The organism is Leclercia sp. TB492 (assembly GCF_049974505.2).
Classification (GTDB): Bacteria; Pseudomonadota; Gammaproteobacteria; order Enterobacterales; family Enterobacteriaceae; genus Enterobacter; species Enterobacter adecarboxylatus_C.
Genome location: NZ_CM127572.1, coordinates 691,714 through 710,698, shown reverse-complemented (window position 1 = coordinate 710,698; position 18,985 = coordinate 691,714). Strand labels below are relative to the sequence as shown.

General features: G+C 59.8%; 14 protein-coding genes and 1 riboswitch. Of the genes, 10 read left to right on the top strand and 4 right to left on the bottom strand.

The genetic code is table 11. The annotated features are described in order from the left end of the window. Window positions 1-116 precede the first annotated feature (116 nt). Window positions 117-1,322, bottom strand: coding sequence for a sugar efflux transporter (locus tag ACP4QI_RS03320; RefSeq protein ID WP_426495546.1), 1,206 nt, complete (start codon window positions 1,320-1,322; stop codon window positions 117-119). Between the two features lie 103 nt (window positions 1,323-1,425). Further along, a complete protein-coding gene (gene sgrT / locus ACP4QI_RS03315; RefSeq protein ID WP_142488216.1) occupies window positions 1,426-1,578 on the bottom strand; it encodes a glucose uptake inhibitor SgrT in 153 nt (50 codons plus the stop codon). A gap of 87 nt (window positions 1,579-1,665) precedes the next feature. On the opposite strand from sgrT, the gene sgrR reads away from it, so the two are divergent. The 4 genes from sgrR to thiQ all read left to right on the top strand — a co-directional run bounded on the left by sgrR (window position 1,666) and on the right by thiQ (window position 6,740). Next, the gene (gene sgrR, locus ACP4QI_RS03310; protein ID WP_426495545.1) at window positions 1,666-3,321 is read left to right on the top strand and encodes an HTH-type transcriptional regulator SgrR; all 1,656 of its coding nucleotides are present in this window, start codon (window positions 1,666-1,668) and stop codon (window positions 3,319-3,321) included. A 36-nt stretch (window positions 3,322-3,357) separates the two neighbouring features. Continuing rightward, window positions 3,358-3,457: riboswitch (TPP riboswitch) on the top strand. Between the two features lie 34 nt (window positions 3,458-3,491). Continuing rightward, entirely contained in the window at window positions 3,492-4,475 is a 984-nt protein-coding gene (gene thiB, locus ACP4QI_RS03305; RefSeq protein ID WP_426495544.1) for a thiamine ABC transporter substrate binding subunit, read from the top strand. After that, complete coding sequence (gene thiP, locus ACP4QI_RS03300; protein WP_142488213.1) at window positions 4,451-6,061, top strand: thiamine/thiamine pyrophosphate ABC transporter permease ThiP; 1,611 nt, start codon at window positions 4,451-4,453, stop codon at window positions 6,059-6,061. The genes thiB and thiP overlap by 25 nt, the downstream gene beginning before the upstream one ends. Beyond that, on the top strand, window positions 6,045-6,740 hold the full coding sequence (thiQ, locus tag ACP4QI_RS03295) for a thiamine ABC transporter ATP-binding protein ThiQ (protein WP_426495543.1): 696 nt from the start codon (window positions 6,045-6,047) through the stop codon (window positions 6,738-6,740). The genes thiP and thiQ overlap by 17 nt, the downstream gene beginning before the upstream one ends. Window positions 6,741-6,746: 6 nt before the next feature. Here the strand turns inward: thiQ and ACP4QI_RS03290 are convergent, their stop codons facing one another. Together ACP4QI_RS03290 and araC are read right to left on the bottom strand one after the other, a co-directional pair. Then, window positions 6,747-7,514, bottom strand: coding sequence for a DedA family protein (locus tag ACP4QI_RS03290; RefSeq protein ID WP_285111131.1), 768 nt, complete (start codon window positions 7,512-7,514; stop codon window positions 6,747-6,749). A 129-nt stretch (window positions 7,515-7,643) separates the two neighbouring features. Further along, on the bottom strand, window positions 7,644-8,489 hold the full coding sequence (gene araC / locus ACP4QI_RS03285; protein ID WP_142488210.1) for an arabinose operon transcriptional regulator AraC: 846 nt from the start codon (window positions 8,487-8,489) through the stop codon (window positions 7,644-7,646). A 335-nt stretch (window positions 8,490-8,824) separates the two neighbouring features. Between araC and araB the strand changes: the two genes are divergently transcribed. The 6 genes from araB (at window position 8,825) to rluA (ending at window position 18,981) form a co-directional block, all read left to right on the top strand. Beyond that, the gene (gene araB, locus ACP4QI_RS03280; protein ID WP_426495542.1) at window positions 8,825-10,534 is read left to right on the top strand and encodes a ribulokinase; all 1,710 of its coding nucleotides are present in this window, start codon (window positions 8,825-8,827) and stop codon (window positions 10,532-10,534) included. A 10-nt stretch (window positions 10,535-10,544) separates the two neighbouring features. Further along, a complete protein-coding gene (araA, locus tag ACP4QI_RS03275; RefSeq protein ID WP_231313082.1) occupies window positions 10,545-12,047 on the top strand; it encodes an L-arabinose isomerase in 1,503 nt (500 codons plus the stop codon). 51 nt (window positions 12,048-12,098) lie between these two features. Further along, window positions 12,099-12,794 carry an L-ribulose-5-phosphate 4-epimerase gene (gene araD / locus ACP4QI_RS03270; RefSeq protein ID WP_285127378.1) on the top strand — a complete coding sequence of 232 codons (696 nt, stop codon included), beginning with the start codon at window positions 12,099-12,101 and terminating at the stop codon, window positions 12,792-12,794. 121 nt (window positions 12,795-12,915) lie between these two features. Next, on the top strand, window positions 12,916-15,273 hold the full coding sequence (polB, locus tag ACP4QI_RS03265; protein ID WP_426495541.1) for a DNA polymerase II: 2,358 nt from the start codon (window positions 12,916-12,918) through the stop codon (window positions 15,271-15,273). Window positions 15,274-15,402: 129 nt separating this feature from the next. Then, entirely contained in the window at window positions 15,403-18,309 is a 2,907-nt protein-coding gene (gene rapA / locus ACP4QI_RS03260) for an RNA polymerase-associated protein RapA (RefSeq protein WP_426495540.1), read from the top strand. Between the two features lie 12 nt (window positions 18,310-18,321). Next, a complete protein-coding gene (gene rluA, locus ACP4QI_RS03255) occupies window positions 18,322-18,981 on the top strand; it encodes a bifunctional tRNA pseudouridine(32) synthase/23S rRNA pseudouridine(746) synthase RluA (protein WP_231313085.1) in 660 nt (219 codons plus the stop codon). Window positions 18,982-18,985: the final 4 nt, after the last annotated feature.

Sequence of the window (18,985 nt, the reverse complement as noted above, 5' to 3'; positions counted from 1 at the left end):
ATGTTAAGTTGAGTGGGGCTTTCTTCTGTCTACCCTTCCAGCAATGCTTCAGGCAAACAGCCTCAAGCACCCGCGTGAACTCTATGCGTTATCCGTCCTGCTGTCAGAATGGGCTCTCAATTCGTGAAGCCGCCTTCCAGAATTTCACTCTCTTTTACCCGCCAGGTCAGCACCAGCGCCACCAGCGAAATGGCCGCAATTACCCAGTAAACCACGTAATGACCATAGCTTTGCGCCACCGCGCCCTGAATAATCCCCGCCAGAATCACCCCGGTTGAAATGCTGTTGGTAAATAGGGTAGTGGCCGAACCTGCCCGCCCCGGCATCAGATCCTGGAACCAGAGCATGCCAATCCCGGCAACAATGCCGATAAAGACCGCGTTAAACAGCTGCAGGGCAAGTAACGCTTCGCGGCTGTGAAAGAGGATCAGCCCCAGATAAAACATCACGCCCGCCGCCACCGCAATCACCATCATCCGCCGTTTACCGACGTGTTTGACGTAATAACCGGCGAGGATCATCGCCGGGATTTCCAGCCCGGCAGCGGTGCCCATTAAGATCCCGGCCAGCTTGTCCGGCAAGCCCAGATCGCTGCTGATCCACAGCGGCATGTCGATGATGTACATGGTGTTGCAGGTCCACATCAGGGTGGAGGCGATAAACAGCCTGCGGACGTTCTTGTTCTTCCAGCCGCTGACCTGCGTCACCGGTACCGCGCCTGCGGAATCCACCCGGGAAACGGAGGGCAGCGCGAAGGCAATCAGCCCCAGGCTAACGGCAAAAATGGCCGCCGCAATGGAGAACATGGCGGTAAAGCCATAGTTGAGCGCCAGCATAAAGGCCAGCGGCGGGCCGATAACCCACGCCAGCGACAGCTGGGCACGCATCACCGAGCTGAACATCACGACTTCCCGCGCCGAGCTGTCGGCGTATTCCCGCGCGAGGGCAAACAGCTGCGGCATGGCGGTGTTGGCAAGCGCTGCCAGCAGCACGCCGCAGGTGAGCAAGGTCAGATAGTGACGGTTAAAGGCAAACAGCAGCGCGTTGCCGATCGCCATCGCGCAGCAAAAGAGGATCAGCTTGCGGCGGTCGCCCTGGCTGTCCGATCGCTTCGCCAGCCACAGGCTGACCAGGATCCCGGCGACAGCATTGACGGTGTAAAAAATCCCCACCCAGAAGGGTTGGGCACCCACCTCACGGCTCAGGAACAGGCTCAGGGTCGGGGCCTGCAGCGCACCGGCGACGCCCATCATAAAAGCCACCATTAAAAAGGCGGCATAAACACCGTTGAGCCGGCGTCCCATCGTCATTAACCAGAGCATTACCTGTTCCCTTTAGCGCAAGTGAAAACGAAAAAAGCCAGCAGATAATACCTGCTGGCGTGGTGATTCGCACCAATACTCAGTCACACATGATCGAAGCAATTCAGCGTTCCGAGGTCGACGTTGTCACCTCCCACTGCATCAGATCTTCCAGTATTTTCAGCCGCTGCTCTGCACACCGGCGGGCCAGCCAGGACACTCCCTTTGTCGCTGAGAAGTACTGTTGATAAAACTGATTCGCGGTAGACCTCTTCATATTCACCTCCTCGCTTCATCGAAGTGAATTATTGGCTTAATATAGGGATTAATAAATTGCTGATTTTTTGTCAGGAGTTCCTCTTTTATGCCCTCTGGTCGTCTGCAACAACAATTTATCCGCCTGTGGCAGTGCTGTGACGGCCAGACCCGGGACACCACGCTCAGCGAACTGGCAGAGCTGCTCAGCTGCTCGCGCCGCCATATGCGCACCCTGCTCAACACCATGCAGCAGCAGGGCTGGCTGAGCTGGGAAGCCGAAGCCGGACGCGGCAAGCGTTCCCGCCTCACCTTTCTTTATACCGGTCTGGCGCTACAGCAGCAGCGGGCGGAAGATCTGCTTGAACAGGATCGCATCGAACAGCTGGTGCAGCTGGTGGGTGACAAGGCCGCGGTGCGCCAGATGCTGGTTTCCCACCTGGGCCGCAGCTTCCGCCAGGGCAGGCATATCCTGCGGGTGCTCTATTATCGTCCGATGAAAAACCTGTTGCCGGGCAGCGCATTACGGCGCTCCGAAACCCACATGGCACGGCAGATTTTTAGCGGACTGACGCGCATAAATGAGGAAAACGGGGAACTGGAAGCCGACATTGCCCACCACTGGCAGCAACTTTCCCCGTTGCACTGGCGTTTTTTCCTGCGGCCCGGCATCCACTTCCACCACGGACGCGAGCTGGAGATGGCCGACGTCATCGCCTCGCTGCAGCGCGCCCGCGAGCTGCCCCTCTATTCACATATCACCCGGATCCAGTCGCCCACCGCCTGGACCCTGGATATTCAGCTTTCGCAGCCCGACCGCTGGCTGCCGTGGCTGCTGGGATATGTCCCCTCGATGATCCTGCCGCGCGAATGGGAAACGATGCATAACTTTGCCAGCCTGCCGGTGGGCACAGGGCCTTACGCCGTCTCGCGCAACAACAATAACCAGCTCAAGATCCGCGCCTTCGATGACTACTTTGGCTATCGGGCGCTGATTGATGAGGTGAACGTCTGGGTCCTGCCGGATATCAACGAAGAGCTTAGCGTCGGCCTGACGCTGGAAGGGCCCACCGAGGGGGAAAAGGCGGTGGAGAGCCGGCTTGAAGAGGGCTGTTACTATCTGCTGTTCGACGCCCGCTCCCACCGCGGGGCTAGCGCCGAGGTGCGTCAGTGGGTAAGCCGGATCCTCTCTCCTGCGAACCTGATCTATCAGGCAGAGGAGGTCTATCAGTCCTACTGGTTCCCGGCGTATGGCCTGCTGCCGCGCTGGCACCACGCCCGCCCGGGACGCGGCGATAAACCGGCCGGGCTGGAGAGCCTCACCCTGACCTTCTACCGCGAGCATATCGAACACCGGGTGATCGCCCGAATGATGAGCGAACTGCTGGCCGCCGAGCAGGTGATGCTCAACATTCGGGAGGTCAGCTACGAGGAGTGGTATCGTGGTGAGACGGTGAGCGACATCTGGCTCAACAGCGTCAATTTTACCCTGCCCCTCGACTTCTCGCTGTTTTCACATCTGTATGAAGTCCCGCTCCTGCAGCACTGCATTGGGCGCGACTGGCAGCAGGATGCCGCCGAGTGGCGTGCGGGCGAGATGAACCTTGCCGTCTGGTGCCAGCAGCTGTTGTCCCAGCAGGCGATTGTCCCGCTGATCCACCACTGGCTGATGATCCAGGGGCAGCGCAGCATGCGTGGTTTGCGCATGAATACCCTCGGCTGGTTTGACTTTAAATCCGCGTGGTTTGCGCCGCCGGAACCATAATACTTTCGTAATATTCACCAAATCATTACAATACCGCCGTTCTCAACGGGGTGCTGCGCGCAAGCGTGTGCTGAGAAAATACCCGTCGAACCTGATCCGGATAACGCCGGCGAAGGGATTTGAGGCTGTCGCTCAAAATCCTTTGCCACTCTCAAATACAGAGGTGCAAAGTGTTCAAAACTGTTCTTCCCCTGCTGGCGCTGATCGCGCTGCCTGCCGTTGCCAGCCCTGTCCTGACGGTCTACACCTATGACTCTTTCGCCGCCGACTGGGGCCCTGGCCCGGCGGTCAAAAAAGCCTTTGAAGCCGACTGTAACTGCGAGCTGAAATTCGTGGCGCTGGAGGATGGTGTCTCGCTGCTCAATCGCCTGCGTATGGAAGGTAAGAACAGCAAAGCCGACGTGGTGCTGGGTCTGGATAACAACCTGCTGGAAGCGGCAACGCAAACCGGGCTGTTCGCTAAAAGCGGCGTGGCGACCGATGCGGTTAACGTCCCTGGCGGCTGGAAGAATGACACCTTTGTGCCGTTCGATTACGGCTACTTCGCCTTCGTGTATGACAAAAACAAGCTGAAAAACCCGCCGAAGAGCCTGAAAGAGCTGGTTGAGAGCGATCAAAAGTGGCGCGTGATCTACGAAGATCCGCGCACCAGCACCCCGGGGCTGGGTCTGCTGCTGTGGATGCAAAAAGTGTACGGGGATAAAACCCCGGAAGCCTGGCAGAAGCTGGCCGCCAAAACCGTCACCGTCACCAAAGGCTGGAGCGAGGCTTACGGCCTGTTCCTGAAAGGGGAAAGCGACCTGGTGCTGAGCTACACCACCTCTCCGGCGTATCACATTATTTCAGAGAAAAAAGAGAACTACGCCGCGGCTGATTTTGCCGAAGGCCACTACCTGCAGGTCGAAGTCGCCGCCCGGACCTATGCCAGCAAACAGCCGGAACTGGCGGAGAAGTTCCTAAAATTTATGGTGTCGCCGTCGTTCCAGAATACGATCCCCACCGGCAACTGGATGTACCCGGTCACGAACGTGGCTTTACCGGCCGGTTTCGACGCTCTGGTGAAACCGCAAACCGCACTGGAATACTCCCCGCAGGAAGTAGCCGGGAAACGTGCCGCCTGGGTCAGTGAATGGCAACGCGCCGTCAGCCACTGATCGCCGGCTGGTTACTCCCGGGGCTGATCGCCGCCATCTTAATGGTGGCCGTCGCCCTGGGGGCATTTCTGGCGCTGTGGTTTAACGCGCCAGCCACCGACGTTACGGCGCTGCTACACGACAGCTATCTGTGGCACGTCATCCGCTTCTCGTTCTGGCAGGCGTTTCTTTCCGCCCTGCTCTCCGTCGTGCCCGCCATATTTCTTGCCCGCGCCCTCTACCGGCGTCGTTTCCCCGGACGGCAGGCGCTGCTGCGCCTGTGCGCCATGACCCTGATCCTGCCGGTGCTGGTGGCGATATTTGGCATCCTCAGCGTCTACGGACGTCAGGGCTGGCTTGCCGCGATCTGCCAGGCCCTCGGGCTGGAGTGGACCTTCTCGCCATATGGCCTGCAGGGCATCCTGCTGGCACACGTCTTTTTCAACATGCCGATGGCGACGCGGCTGCTGCTGCAGGCGCTGGAGAACATCCCCGGCGAGCAGCGCCAGCTTGCCGCCCAGCTCGGGATGCGCGGCTGGTCCTTTTTCCGCTTCGTTGAGTGGCCATGGCTGCGCCGCCAAATTCCGCCCGTTGCCGCGCTGATCTTTATGCTCTGCTTTGCCAGCTTCGCCACCGTGCTCTCGCTGGGCGGCGGGCCGCAGGCCACCACCATTGAGCTCGCCATCTATCAGGCCCTCAGCTACGACTACGATCCGGGTCGCGCGGCGCTGCTGGCGATGGTGCAGATGTTCTGCTGCCTGGGGCTGGTGATGCTGAGCCAGCGGCTGGGTAAAGCCATTGCCGTGGGCAGCAGCCAGCTTGCCGGCTGGCGCGATCCGCAGGACAGCCTGCACAGCCGCCTGACCGATGGCCTGCTCATCACCCTCGCCCTGCTGCTGTTGCTCCCGCCGCTGCTGGCGGTGGTGGTGGATGGCCTGAATCTTAATCTGCTGTCGGTGCTGCAGCAGCCGGTGCTGTGGCAGGCGCTCGGCACCTCGCTACGCATTGCGCTGGGGGCGGGGCTTCTCTGCGTGCTGCTGACCATGATGCTGCTGTGGACCAGCCGCGAGCTGTATGCCCGGCAGGCAATGGTGGCCGGGCAGGCGCTGGATCTGAGCGGAATGTTGATCCTGGCGATGCCCGGCATCGTACTGGCGAGCGGGTTTTTCCTGCTGTTCAACAGCACTATCGGCCTGCCCGAGTCGGCCGATGGCATCGTCATCTTCACCAACGCCCTGATGGCCATTCCGTATGCGCTGAAAGTGCTGGAAAATCCGATGCGCGACCTCAGCGCCCGCTACACTCTGCTCTGCGATTCGCTTGGGATGCACGGCTGGCAACGGCTGAAGGTGGTGGAACTCCGCGCCCTGAAACGCCCCCTGGCGCAGGCGCTGGCCTTTGCCTGCGTGCTGTCGATCGGTGATTTCGGGGTGGTGGCGCTGTTTGGCAATGATGATTTCCGCACCCTGCCGTTCTGGTTGTATCAGCAGATTGGCTCGTATCGCAGTCAGGATGGCGCCGTTACGGCGCTGCTGCTGTTGCTGCTGTGCTTTGCGTTATTTACCGTTATCGAAAAAATCCCGGGGCGTGATGCTAACTCTCACTGATGTAACCTGGCTCTATCAGCACCTGCCGATGCGCTTCACGTTGTCCGTGCGCCAGGGCGAACTGATCGCCGTGCTCGGCCCCAGCGGCGCGGGGAAAAGTACGCTTCTCAATCTGGTAGCCGGTTTTCTGCAACCGGCTAACGGCCGCATCACCATTGAGGGCCAGGACCACACCCACACGCCGCCTGCCGCGCGCCCGGTGTCGATGCTGTTTCAGGAAAACAATCTCTTTACTCACCTGAGCGTGCGCCAGAATATCGGTCTCGGTATGCATCCGGGCCTCAGGCTGAACGCCGGGCAACAGCAGAAGCTGGATGATATCGCAGCGCAAATGGGGATTGGCGATCTGCTGGACCGGCTGCCGGGCGAGCTCTCGGGCGGTCAGCGTCAGCGCGTCGCCCTCGCCCGCTGTCTGGTACGCGAGCAGCCGATCCTGCTGCTGGATGAGCCCTTTTCAGCGCTCGACCCGGCGTTACGTCAGGAGATGCTGCTGCTGGTCAAAGAGGTGTGTGAACGCCAGAACCTGACGATGCTGATGGTGTCCCACAGCGTGGAAGATGCGGTTAAAATTGCCCCTCGATCGGTGGTGATTGCCGATGGCCGTATCGCCTGGGACGGCGATACGGAACAGCTGGTGAGCGGCAAGGCCAGCGCGTCGCGCCTGCTGGGGATCCACTGACAGCGGTCAGCGGCTGACGACCTTCAATAAGATCTCGCCGTAGACCGGCATCAGCGGGTGGCGGATCAGCGTCACCAGCGCCACCACAGCGATACCCAGGGTGACGGGTGCCAGCCAGAACAGGCGCCCGCGCGGCAGGTAATTGCTCAGACGATCCGCAGAGGCTTTTTTGCTGCGCCACAGCCGCCAGCAGAGCCATGCCGCCAGCCATAGCAGCAGCGCGGTCGCCAGCAGCAGCCACTTAAAGCCACCGCTCTGAACCCCGGCAGGAATATCAATGGCCGCCCCGGCCAGAATGCCCGGCAGGAAGTAGATCGGCGGCCAGAACAGGCAGCCCAGCAGGTTTGGCACGATGAACTTGGTCACCGGCAGATCCAGCATCCCCGCCACCATCGGCACCAGCGGACGCGTCGGACCAACAAAGCGGCCCACCAGAATGGTAAACATGCTGTGCTGGTGCAGGGCATGCTCGGTTTTATCGAGCAGGGCTTTGTTCTTCTTCATGAACGACCAGCGGTGAAGCGGCTTTTTAAAGCGCCAGCCCAGCCAGAATGAGATCCAGTCCCCCAGCAGACACCCGACGATCCCCGCCAGCCACGCCTGCCAGAAGTTAACCTCGCCGCTGCCGATCAGGGCGCCGAGCCCGCTCATCATCACCGTGCCGGGTAAAATCAGTCCGACCAGCGCCAGGGATTCAAGAAAGGCCACTAACGCCACAGCGACAAGCGAGTAAGTAACGGACTGGGTAATGAAATGTTCCAGCAATGCCTGCATAACAGTTCCGGTCAGGTGACGAAGCAGGGATTCTGCGAAGAGAGGCCTGCTGCGTCAAGACAACAATTGTCTGAATAGTTTACCGGGTGTGAACGGCATTCAGCGAATATGTTTAGTTTTATTTACCTTCTATTCACAACCGGCGCGAAATTCGCTCGGGCTGGCGCCTGTGCATTTTTTGAAGACCCGGGAAAAATAGAGCTGATCCTCAAAGCCGACGTTGCGCCCGACGGTAGCAATCGGCATCCGGGTAGTACTGAGCAGCAGCTTGGCCTGACTGATGCGCTGATCCTCGCGCCAGCTCAGCACGCTTACCCCCAGTTGCTGGCGGAACAGGTGCGACAGACGCGACGGCGACAGGCAGACGTGCTGGGCAACGCTGGCAATATCAAACTGGCTGTCCGCCAGATGATCGCTGATGTACTGGCAGGCTTCGCGCACCCGGTGATCCAGCGGCGGGTTCAGGGATTCGTTGATCGCCTCCATCCGGCGCAGCAGGAGCTGCTCCAGCAGGTTGATTGCCAGCAGCTCGGCATAGCGCCCCCCGGCCTGCCCGGCCTCGATGATCTGGGCGAAGAGTTCACGAAACTGCGGCTGATGGACCTCATCCGGACGATAAAAGCCGGTATGGGCAAACATCGACGGCCAGGCCAGCCACTCGTGCCAGTAGGCACGGGGACGGAAGTAGACCCACTGGTGATACCACTCCCGGGCATCGGGATGGCGGCCATAGTGGTGAATTTCGCCCGGCGGAAAGAGCAGGATATCTCCCGGACGGCAGACGAAGGTCCGATCGCCATTCTTGATCACCCCCTCCCCGCGCACGGTCAGGTTGAGGATATAGCCCTTCATCCCCAGCGGTCGGTCAACGTAAAAGTCGAGATAGCCTTCGGCCTCAATGGGCGTCAGCCCCGCCACCAGATGCGCGTTAAATGAGTAGCCCGGCAGCAGGGGATCACTTTGCGTTTCAGCCATATTGTCTTTACTCCTGACGGTCCTGAAGGAAACCATTTGTCCATATCAACAAAAGCGGCATAAAAAGGGGCCAGCGAAAGAGCGAAAAGGTATCAGCCCGCTTTTAGGTCCGCCATCTAAACGCTTCCGTTGCGATTTAACCGTAACATCGAGCGGGTCGGCAGTAACAAAAGTGTCTATAACCACGGCAGAAATGTCCACATAGATTATTTGCACGGCGTCACACTTTCCCATGTCACAGCAAAATCATCCATAAGATTAGCGGATCCTGCCTGACGATTTTTCCCCTCACTCTCTAATGTTCATTCATATCTGTTTTTTGATGGAGCAACACCATGGCAATTGCGATTGGCCTCGATTTTGGCAGTGACTCAGTACGCGCCCTGGCAGTGGAGTGCACAACGGGTCAGGAGATAGCAACCAGCGTTGAGTGGTACCCGCGCTGGCAGGAGGGGCGCTTCTGCGATGCGCCGAACAATCAGTTCCGCCATCACCCTTGCGACTACATCGAGTCGATGGAAGCGGCGATCAAAACCGTGCTGGCTGAATTAAGCGAAGCGCAACGCAGCCAGATCGTCGGCATTGGCGTGGACAGTACCGGCTCCACCCCGGCCCCGATTGACGCCGACGGCCACGTGCTGGCGCTGCGCCCGGAGTTTGCCGATAACCCGAACGCCATGTTCGTGCTGTGGAAAGACCATACCGCGGTGGAAGAAGCCGAGGCCATCACCCGTTTGTGCCATCAGCCTGGCAAAAGCGACTACTCCCGCTACATCGGCGGCATTTACTCCAGCGAATGGTTCTGGGCGAAGATCCTGCACGTGACGCGCGAGGATCGGCGCGTTGCCGAGGCGGCGGTGTCATGGATTGAGCTGTGCGACTGGGTTCCGGCCCTGCTCTCCGGCACCACCCGCCCTCAGGATATCCGTCGCGGCCGCTGCAGCGCCGGGCACAAATCCCTCTGGCATGAAAGCTGGGGTGGCCTGCCGCCTGCCGCCTTCTTTGACGAACTCGACCCAATCATCAACCAGAACCTCGACTACCCGCTGTTTACCGACACCTGGACTGCCGATATCCCGGTGGGCACCCTGTGCGCCGAGTGGGCGGAACGCCTTGGCCTGCCGCAGCACGTCGCCATCTCCGGCGGCGCATTTGACTGCCATATGGGCGCGGTCGGTGCCGGTGCCCAGCCGAATACGCTGGTGAAAGTGATCGGCACCTCCACCTGCGACATTCTGACGGCGGATAAAGCCAGCGTCGGCGACCGCGCCGTGAAAGGCATCTGCGGCCAGGTGGACGGCAGCGTGGTGCCGGACTTTATCGGCCTCGAAGCGGGGCAGTCCGCCTTCGGGGATATCTACGCCTGGTTTGGCCGGGTGTTGGGCTGGCCGCTGGATCAGCTGGCGGTCGCACATCCGGAACTGAAAACCCAGATCGACGCCAGCAAGAAGCAGCTCCTGCCGCAGTTGACCGAGGCGTGGGCCAAAAATCCGTCCCTCGACCATCTCCCGGTGGTGCTCGACTGGTTTAACGGTCGCCGCACGCCGAATGCTAACCAGCGTCTTAAAGGGGTCATAACCGATCTGAATCTCGCCACCGACGCCCCGGCGCTGTTCGGCGGGCTGGTGGCCGCCACCGCCTTTGGCGCACGCGCCATTATGGAGTGCTTCACCGAGCAGGGGATCGCCGTTAATGAAGTGATGGCCCTGGGCGGTATCGCCCGTAAAAACCCGGTGATCATGCAGGCCTGCTGCGACGTGCTGAATCGGCCGCTGCAGATTGTCGCCTCCGATCAGTGCTGCGCCCTGGGCGCGGCGATCTTCGCCGCGGTCGCTGCGGGGGTACATGCCGATATCCCGACGGCGCAGCAGCATATGGCGAGCCAGGTGGAAAGCACCCTGCAGCCGCGCCCACAGCAGGCGCAACGATTTGAACAGCTTTATCAGCGCTACCAGCAGTGGGCGAAGAGCGCTGAGCAGCACTATCTCCCTGTCGCCGCCCCGGTTAAGAGCATCCCGGAATCTACGGCAACCCTGACACATTAAGGACACGATAATGACGATTTTTAATAATTATGAAGTGTGGTTTGTGATTGGTAGTCAGCATCTTTACGGGCCGGAAGCCCTGCGCCAGGTGACTCAGCACGCAGAACATGTGGTCAACGCTCTGAATGCGGAAGCAAAACTGCCGTGCAAACTGGTATTGAAGCCGCTGGGCACCTCGCCGGACGAAATTACCCATATCTGCCGCGATGCCAACTATGACGACAAATGCGCCGGGCTGGTGGTATGGCTGCATACCTTCTCCCCAGCCAAGATGTGGATCAACGGCCTCGCGATCCTCAACAAACCGCTGCTGCAGTTCCATACCCAGTTCAACGCGGCCCTGCCGTGGGACAGCATCGACATGGACTTTATGAACCTGAACCAGACCGCGCACGGCGGCCGCGAGTTCGGCTTCATCGGCGCGCGTATGCGCCAGCAGCACGCGGTGGTGACCGGCCACTGGCAGGATAAACAGGCCCACCAGCGTATTGGCTCGTGGATGCGCCAGGCGGTATCGAAGCAGGATACCCGCCAGCTGAAAGTGGTGCGCTTCGGCGACAACATGCGTGAAGTGGCGGTGACTGACGGCGACAAAGTGGCCGCGCAGATCAAATTTGGTTTCTCCGTCAATACCTGGGCGGTGGGCGACCTGGTGCAGGTCGTCAATGAGGTCAGCGACGGTGACGTCGGCGCGCTGGTCGATGAGTACGAAAGCAGCTACCGCCTGACCGCCGCGGCGCAAATCAACGGCGACAAACGCCAGAACGTGCTCGATGCGGCCCGTATTGAGCTGGGTATGAAGCGCTTCCTGGAACAGGGCGGCTTCCATGCCTTTACCACCACCTTTGAAGATCTTCACGGCCTCAAGCAGCTGCCGGGCCTGGCAGTACAACGTCTGATGCAGCAGGGCTATGGCTTTGCCGGCGAAGGCGACTGGAAAACTGCCGCTCTGCTACGCATCATGAAGGTGATGTCGACCGGTCTGCAGGGCGGCACCTCCTTTATGGAGGACTACACCTACCACTTCGAGAACGGCAACGATCTGGTGCTGGGCTCGCACATGCTGGAAGTCTGTCCGTCGATCGCCGTTGATGAAAAACCGATCCTTGACGTTCAGCACCTCGGCATCGGCGGCAAAGCCGATCCGGCGCGTCTGATCTTCAACACCCGCACCGGCCCGGCCATCAACGCCAGCCTGATCGATCTGGGGGATCGTTTCCGTCTGCTGGTTAACTGCGTTGACGCCGTGGAAACGCCACACTCGCTGCCAAAACTGCCGGTGGCTAACGCCCTGTGGAAAGCCCAGCCGGATCTGGCGACCGCGTCCGAAGCCTGGATCGTGGCGGGCGGTGCCCACCATACCGTCTTCAGCCATGCGCTGGATCTCAACGACATGCGTCAGTTCGCGGAGCTGCACGACATCGAGCTGACCGTGATTGATAACGACACCCGTATGCCGGCGTTCAAAGACGCCCTGCGCTGGAACGAAGTCTATTACGGTTCAAAACGTTAACAGGGGAACCTTTGGCCTGCCGCAGGGCGGGCCTTTTTTCCTGGAGGATACATGCTGGAAGATCTTAAACGTCAGGTACTCGAAGCTAACCTGGCCCTGCCGGAACATAATCTCGTCACCCTGACCTGGGGCAACGTCAGCGCGGTCGACCGCGAAGCTGGCGTATTCGTCATTAAACCGTCCGGCGTCGACTACCGGGCGATGACCGCCGACGATATGGTAGTGGTCAGCATCGCCACCGGCGAAGTGGTGGAAGGAACGAAAAAGCCCTCCTCCGATACGCCGACCCACCGTCTGCTGTATCAGGCTTTCCCGTCGATTGGCGGCATCGTCCACACTCACTCCCGCCACGCGACCATCTGGGCGCAGGCCGGGCAACCCATCCCGGCGACCGGCACCACTCACGCTGACTATTTCTATGGCACCATCCCCTGCACCCGCAAGATGACCGATGCCGAGATCAACGGCGAGTACGAGTGGGAAACCGGCAACGTGATCGTTGAAACCTTCGAGAAACAGGGGATCGACGCGGCGCAGATGCCAGGGGTACTGGTTCACTCCCACGGCCCGTTCGCGTGGGGCAAAAACGCCGAAGACGCGGTACATAACGCCATTGTGCTGGAGGAGGTGGCCTATATGGGCATCTTCTGCCGCCAGCTGGCGCCACAGCTGCCGGATATGCAGCAGACCCTGCTGGACAAACATTATCTGCGCAAGCATGGTGCGAAGGCGTATTACGGGCAGTAAAAGCCGCCCGGTGGCCAGATAAGCGCAGCGCCATTCGGCAAAAGCACACTGTATAAAACCCCAGCAAAACACCCACAACCAGGCTATACTCACGCCTGGTTTTGTTTTATGAGACAACAGCGTGGCGCAGGCGCAAGAAGGCTTTTTACTGACCCGACACTGGCGGGATACCCCCCAGGGCACCGAAGTGGAGTTCTGGCTGGCGACCGACAAGGGCCCGCTGCACATCACCCTGCCGCCGCAGGAATCCGTGGCCTTTATTCCTGAGCCTGACGTCGAAAAAACCAAACAGCTGCTGCGCGGTGAGAACGGCTGGCGGCTGGCCCCCCTTGAACTGAAAGATTTCCAGCGTCGCCCGGTCTACGGCCTCTACTGCCGCGCCCATCGCCAGCAGATGCGCTATGAAAAACTGCTGCGCGAGGCGGGCGTGACTTTGTACGAAGCCGATGTCCGCCCCCCGGAACGCTTTCTGATGGAGCGCTTTATCACCGCCCCGGTCTGGGTGGACGGGACGCCTCAGGGCGATCGGCTGATCAATGCTCGCCTTAAACCCAACCCGCACTATCGACCGCCGCTGAAATGGGCGTCGGTGGATATTGAAACTACCCGCCATGGCGAGCTGTACTGCATCGGGATTGAAGGCTGCGGCCAGCGGGTGGTCTACATGCTCGGCCCGGCAAACGGCGATGCGTCCGGACTCGATTTTGAGCTTATCTACGTGAACAGCCGTCCGCAGCTGCTCGAGAAACTGAACGCCTGGTTTGCCCGGCACGACCCGGACGTCATTATCGGCTGGAACGTGGTGCAGTTCGACCTGCGGGTGCTGCAAAAGCACGCCGAACGCTACCGCATTCCGCTGTTGCTCGGGCGCGGTAACAGCGAGCTGGAGTGGCGCGAGCACGGCTTTAAAAACGGCGTCTTCTTTGCCCAGGCGAACGGGCGCCTGATTATCGACGGCATCGAAGCGTTAAAATCGGCGTTCTGGAGTTTCTCATCGTTTTCGCTGGAATCGGTGTCGCAGGAGTTGCTCGGTGAAGGCAAGTCCATCGACAACCCCTGGGACAGGATGGACGAAATTGACCGCCGGTTCGCCGAAGATAAACCGGCCCTGGCCACCTATAACCTGAAAGATTGCGAGCTGGTGACGCGCATTTTTCATAAAACCGACATCATGCCGTTCCTGCTGGAGCGCGCCACGGTCAATGGTCTGGCGGTCGACCGGCACGGCGGTTCCGTAGCGGCCTTCAGTCATCTCTATTTTCCGCGTATGCACCGGGCGGGTTATGTGGCCCCGAATCTCGGTGACGTGCCGCCCCAGGCCAGCCCCGGCGGCTATGTGATGGACTCCCGGCCCGGCCTGTACGACTCGGTACTGGTGCTGGATTATAAAAGCCTCTATCCGTCGATCATCCGCACCTTCCTTATCGATCCGGTCGGGCTGGTGGAAGGCCTGGCCCAGCCGGATGAACAGCACAGCACCGAAGGCTTCCTCGGGGCGCGTTTCTCCCGGGAAAAACACTGCCTGCCGGAGATTGTCAGCCAAATCTGGCACGGGCGCGAAGACGCCAAACGTCACGGCAACAAACCCCTCTCTCAGGCACTGAAAATTATCATGAATGCCTTCTACGGCGTGCTCGGCACCAGCGCCTGCCGTTTCTTCGACCCGCGTCTGGCCTCGTCAATTACCATGCGGGGCCACGAAATCATGCGCCAGACCAAAGTGCTGATCGAATCTCAGGGCTATGACGTGATTTATGGCGATACTGACTCGACCTTCGTCTGGCTTAAGGGCGCCCGTAGCGAAGCGGAAGCGGCCGCTATCGGCCAGACACTGGTGACATACGTTAACGACTGGTGGCGGGCCCATCTGCAGCAGGCTGGCTTAACCAGCGCCCTGGAGCTGGAGTATGAGAACCACTTTTGCCGCTTCTTAATGCCCACTATCCGCGGCACCGACCAGGGCAGCAAAAAGCGCTACGCCGGGCTTATCCAGGAGGGGGACAAACAGCGGATGGTATTTAAAGGGCTGGAGACCGTGCGCACCGACTGGACCCCGCTGGCGCAGCACTTCCAGCAGGCGCTGTATCTGAAAATCTTCCGCCGCGAGCCCTATCAGGAGTTTGTGCGAGAGACCATTGCCAGCCTGATGGCGGGTGAACTGGATGACCAGCTGGTCTACCGCAAACGCCTGCGCCGCCCGCTGGCGGAGTATCAGCGCAACGTGCCGCCGCACGTTCGCGCCGCCCGGCTTGCCGATGAGGAGAACGTCCGTCTCGGGCGGGCACCGCAGTACCAGAATCGTGGCACCATCAGGTACGTCTGGACCACCAGCGGCCCGGAGCCGGTGGATTATCAGCGCTCTCCTCTTGACTATGAACACTACCTCAGCCGCCAGCTACAGCCCGTCGCGGACGGAATATTGCCCTTTATGGACGACGACTTTGCTACACTGATGACAGGTCAGTTGGGGCTATTTTGACAGGTGACGAAATCGCTGCCATCCAGTACCATAGCGCCCTTTCCATTCCCGGACCCATTATTCGATTACCGTCATTTCTGATCGGTGGTTGAACTATTGCCTGCAATTAAAGATTAGAGCCGAACAAATATGCCTTTTACACTTGGTCAACGCTGGATCAGCGACACAGAAAGCGAACTTGGATTAGGAACGGTAGTGGCGCTGGATGCGCGTATGGTCACTCTCCTCTTCCCCGCCACCGGTGAAAACCGTCTGTATGCTCGCAATGATTCCCCTGTTACCCGCGTGATGTTTAACCCGGGCGACACCGTTACCAGCCATGAAGGCTGGCAGCTGAAGATTGAAGACGTAAAAGAAGAGAATGGACTGCTCGCCTATATCGGTACTCGCCTCGATACCGATGAGACCGGTGTGATGCTGCGCGAAGTGCTGCTCGACAGCAAACTGGTGTTCAGTAAGCCGCAGGATCGCCTGTTCGCCGGTCAGATTGATCGTATGGATCGCTTCTCGCTGCGCTACCGCGCCCGTAAGTTCCAGAGCGAACAGTACCGTATGCCGTGGAGCGGCCTGCGCGGTCAGCGTACCAGCCTGATCCCCCACCAGTTAAATATTGCCCATGATGTTGGTCGCCGCCATGCGCCGCGTGTCCTGCTGGCCGATGAGGTCGGTTTAGGTAAAACCATCGAAGCAGGGATGATTTTGCATCAGCAACTGCTCTCCGGCGCGGCCGAGCGCGTGCTGATCGTGGTGCCGGAAACCCTGCAACACCAGTGGCTGGTGGAGATGCTGCGTCGCTTCAACCTGCGCTTCTCCCTCTTTGACGATGAACGCTACGCCGAAGCCCAGCATGACGCCGATAACCCGTTTGAAACCGAACAGCTGGTGATTTGCTCCCTGGACTTTGTCCGCCGCAGCAAGCAGCGTCTCGAGCACCTGTGTGATGCCGAATGGGACATCATGGTGGTCGATGAAGCGCATCACCTGGTGTGGAGCCTCGATGCGCCAAGCCGTGAGTATATGGCGATTGAACAGCTGGCCGAGCGCGTGCCGGGCGTGTTGCTGCTGACCGCAACGCCGGAACAGCTGGGTCTGGAGAGCCACTTTGCGCGTCTGCGCCTGCTGGATCCAAACCGCTTCCACGACTTTGAGCTGTTTGTCGAAGAGCAGAAAAATTACCGCCCGGTCGCGGATGCCGTAGCCCTGCTGCTGGCGGGCAAACATCTCTCCAATGAGGAGCTCAATACCCTGAGCGATCTGATTGGCGAACAGGATATAGAGCCGTTGCTGCAGGCCGCTAATAGCGATCGTGAAGGTGCCGATGCCGCGCGTCAGGAGCTGGTCTCCATGCTCATGGACCGCCACGGTACCAGTCGCGTCCTGTTCCGTAACACCCGTAATGGGGTGAAAGGCTTCCCGAAACGTGAACTGCACACTATCCGTCTGCCGCTGCCGACCCAATACCAGACCGCCATTAAGGTCTCCGGCATCATGGGTGCGCGTAAAACGGCGGAAGAACGTGCCCGGGATATGCTCTACCCGGAACAAATTTACCAGGAGTTTGAAGGCGACAGCGGCACCTGGTGGAACTTCGACCCGCGCGTTGAGTGGCTGATGGGCTACCTGACGGCCAACCGCTCGCAAAAGGTGCTGGTGATCTGCGCCAAAGCGACCACCGCCCTGCAGCTCGAACAGGTTCTGCGCGAGCGTGAAGGCATCCGCGCGGCGGTGTTCCACGAAGGCATGTCGATTATCGAACGCGACCGCGCGGCGGCGTGGTTCTCAGAAGAGGACAGCGGCGCACAGGTACTGCTGTGTTCCGAAATCGGCTCCGAAGGGCGTAACTTCCAGTTCGCCAGCCGTCTGGTGATGTTCGATCTGCCCTTCAACCCGGATCTGCTTGAGCAGCGTATCGGCCGTCTGGATCGTATTGGCCAGGCGCACGACATTCAGATCCACGTTCCGTATCTGGAAAAAACCGCCCAGTCCGTGCTGGTGCGCTGGTTCCATGAAGGGCTGGATGCGTTTGAACATACCTGCCCGACCGGTCGTACCATTTACGACAACGTACATAGCGAGCTGACAGGCTACCTGGCGACGCCGGAAAACACCGATGGCTTCGATGATTTGATCAAAACCTGTCGCGAACAGCACGAAGCGCTGAAAGCGCAGCTGGAGCAGGGCCGTGACCGTCTGCTGGAGATCCACTCCAACGGCGGCGAAAAGGCCCAGGAGCTGGCAGAGAGCATCGAAGAGCAGGATGACGATACCAGCCTGATCAGCTTCGCCATGAACCTGTTTGATATTGTCGGTATCAACCAGGACGATCGCGGCGAAAACATGATTGTGCTGACGCCGTCCGATCATATGCTGGTCCCGGACTTCCCGGGCCTGCCGGAAGATGGCTGCACCATCACCTTTGAACGTGATGTGGCGCTGTCCCGTGAAGACGCGCAGTTCATCACCTGGGAGCACCCGCTGATCCGCAATGGTCTGGATCTGATCCTCTCCGGCGATACCGGCAGCAGCACCATTTCGCTGCTGAAGAACAAGGCGCTGCCGGTGGGTACACTGCTGCTGGAGCTCATCTACGTGGTTGAAGCCCAGGCACCGAAGCAGCTGCAACTTAGCCGCTTCCTGCCTGCCACGCCGGTGCGTCTGCTGCTGGATAAAAACGGCACCAACCTGGCGGCGCAGGTGGAGTTTGAGAGCTTTAACCGTCAGCTGAGTGCGGTGAACCGCCACACCGGCAGCAAGCTGGTGAACGCGGTGCAGCAGGACGTGTATACCATTCTGCAGCAGGGTGAACCTCAAATTGAGAAAGCGGCGCGCGCACTGATTGACGCGGCGCGCAGCGAAGCGGATGAAAAACTGTCGGCAGAGCTGTCGCGTCTGGAAGCACTGCGCGCGGTGAACCCGAATATTCGTGACGATGAACTGGCGGCGATTGAGAGCAATCGTCAGCAGGTGCTCGAAAGCCTGAATCAGGCGGGATGGCGTCTGGATGCGCTGCGTCTCATCGTCGTGACGCATCAGTAAGCGGAGCGCAACATGTTGATGGAACCCTACAATCCGCCGCAGGATCCGTGGCTGGTCATTCTGTATCAGGATGAACATATCATGGTGGTCAACAAGCCGAGCGGCTTGTTGTCCGTGCCGGGCAGGCTGGATGAGCACAAAGACAGCGTGATGACGCGCGTTCAGCGCGATCATCCGCAGGCGGAGTCGGTTCATCGTCTGGACATGGCGACCAGCGGTGTGATTGTGGTCGCGCTGACCAAGGCGGCAGAGCGTGAACTGAAGCGTCAGTTTCGTGAGCGCGAGCCGAAAAAGCAGTACCTTGCGCGCGTCTGGGGACATCCACAACCGGCGGAAGGGCTGGTTGACCTGCCGCTGATCTGCGACTGGCCGAATCGCCCGATGCAGAAGGTCTGCTACGAGACCGGCAAAGCGGCGCAAACCGAGTATGAAGTGCTGGAATACGCGGCGGATAACAGCGCCCGCGTGCTGTTAAAACCGATTACCGGCCGCTCGCATCAGCTGCGTGTGCATATGCTGGCGTTGGGTCACCCGATTCTGGGTGACCGCTTTTACGCCACGCCAGAAGCCCGGGGCATGGCGCCGCGTCTGCAGCTGCATGCGGAGATGTTGACCATCACCCATCCGGAATATGGCACGCCGATGACCTTTAAGGCCCCGGCGGACTTTTGACCTG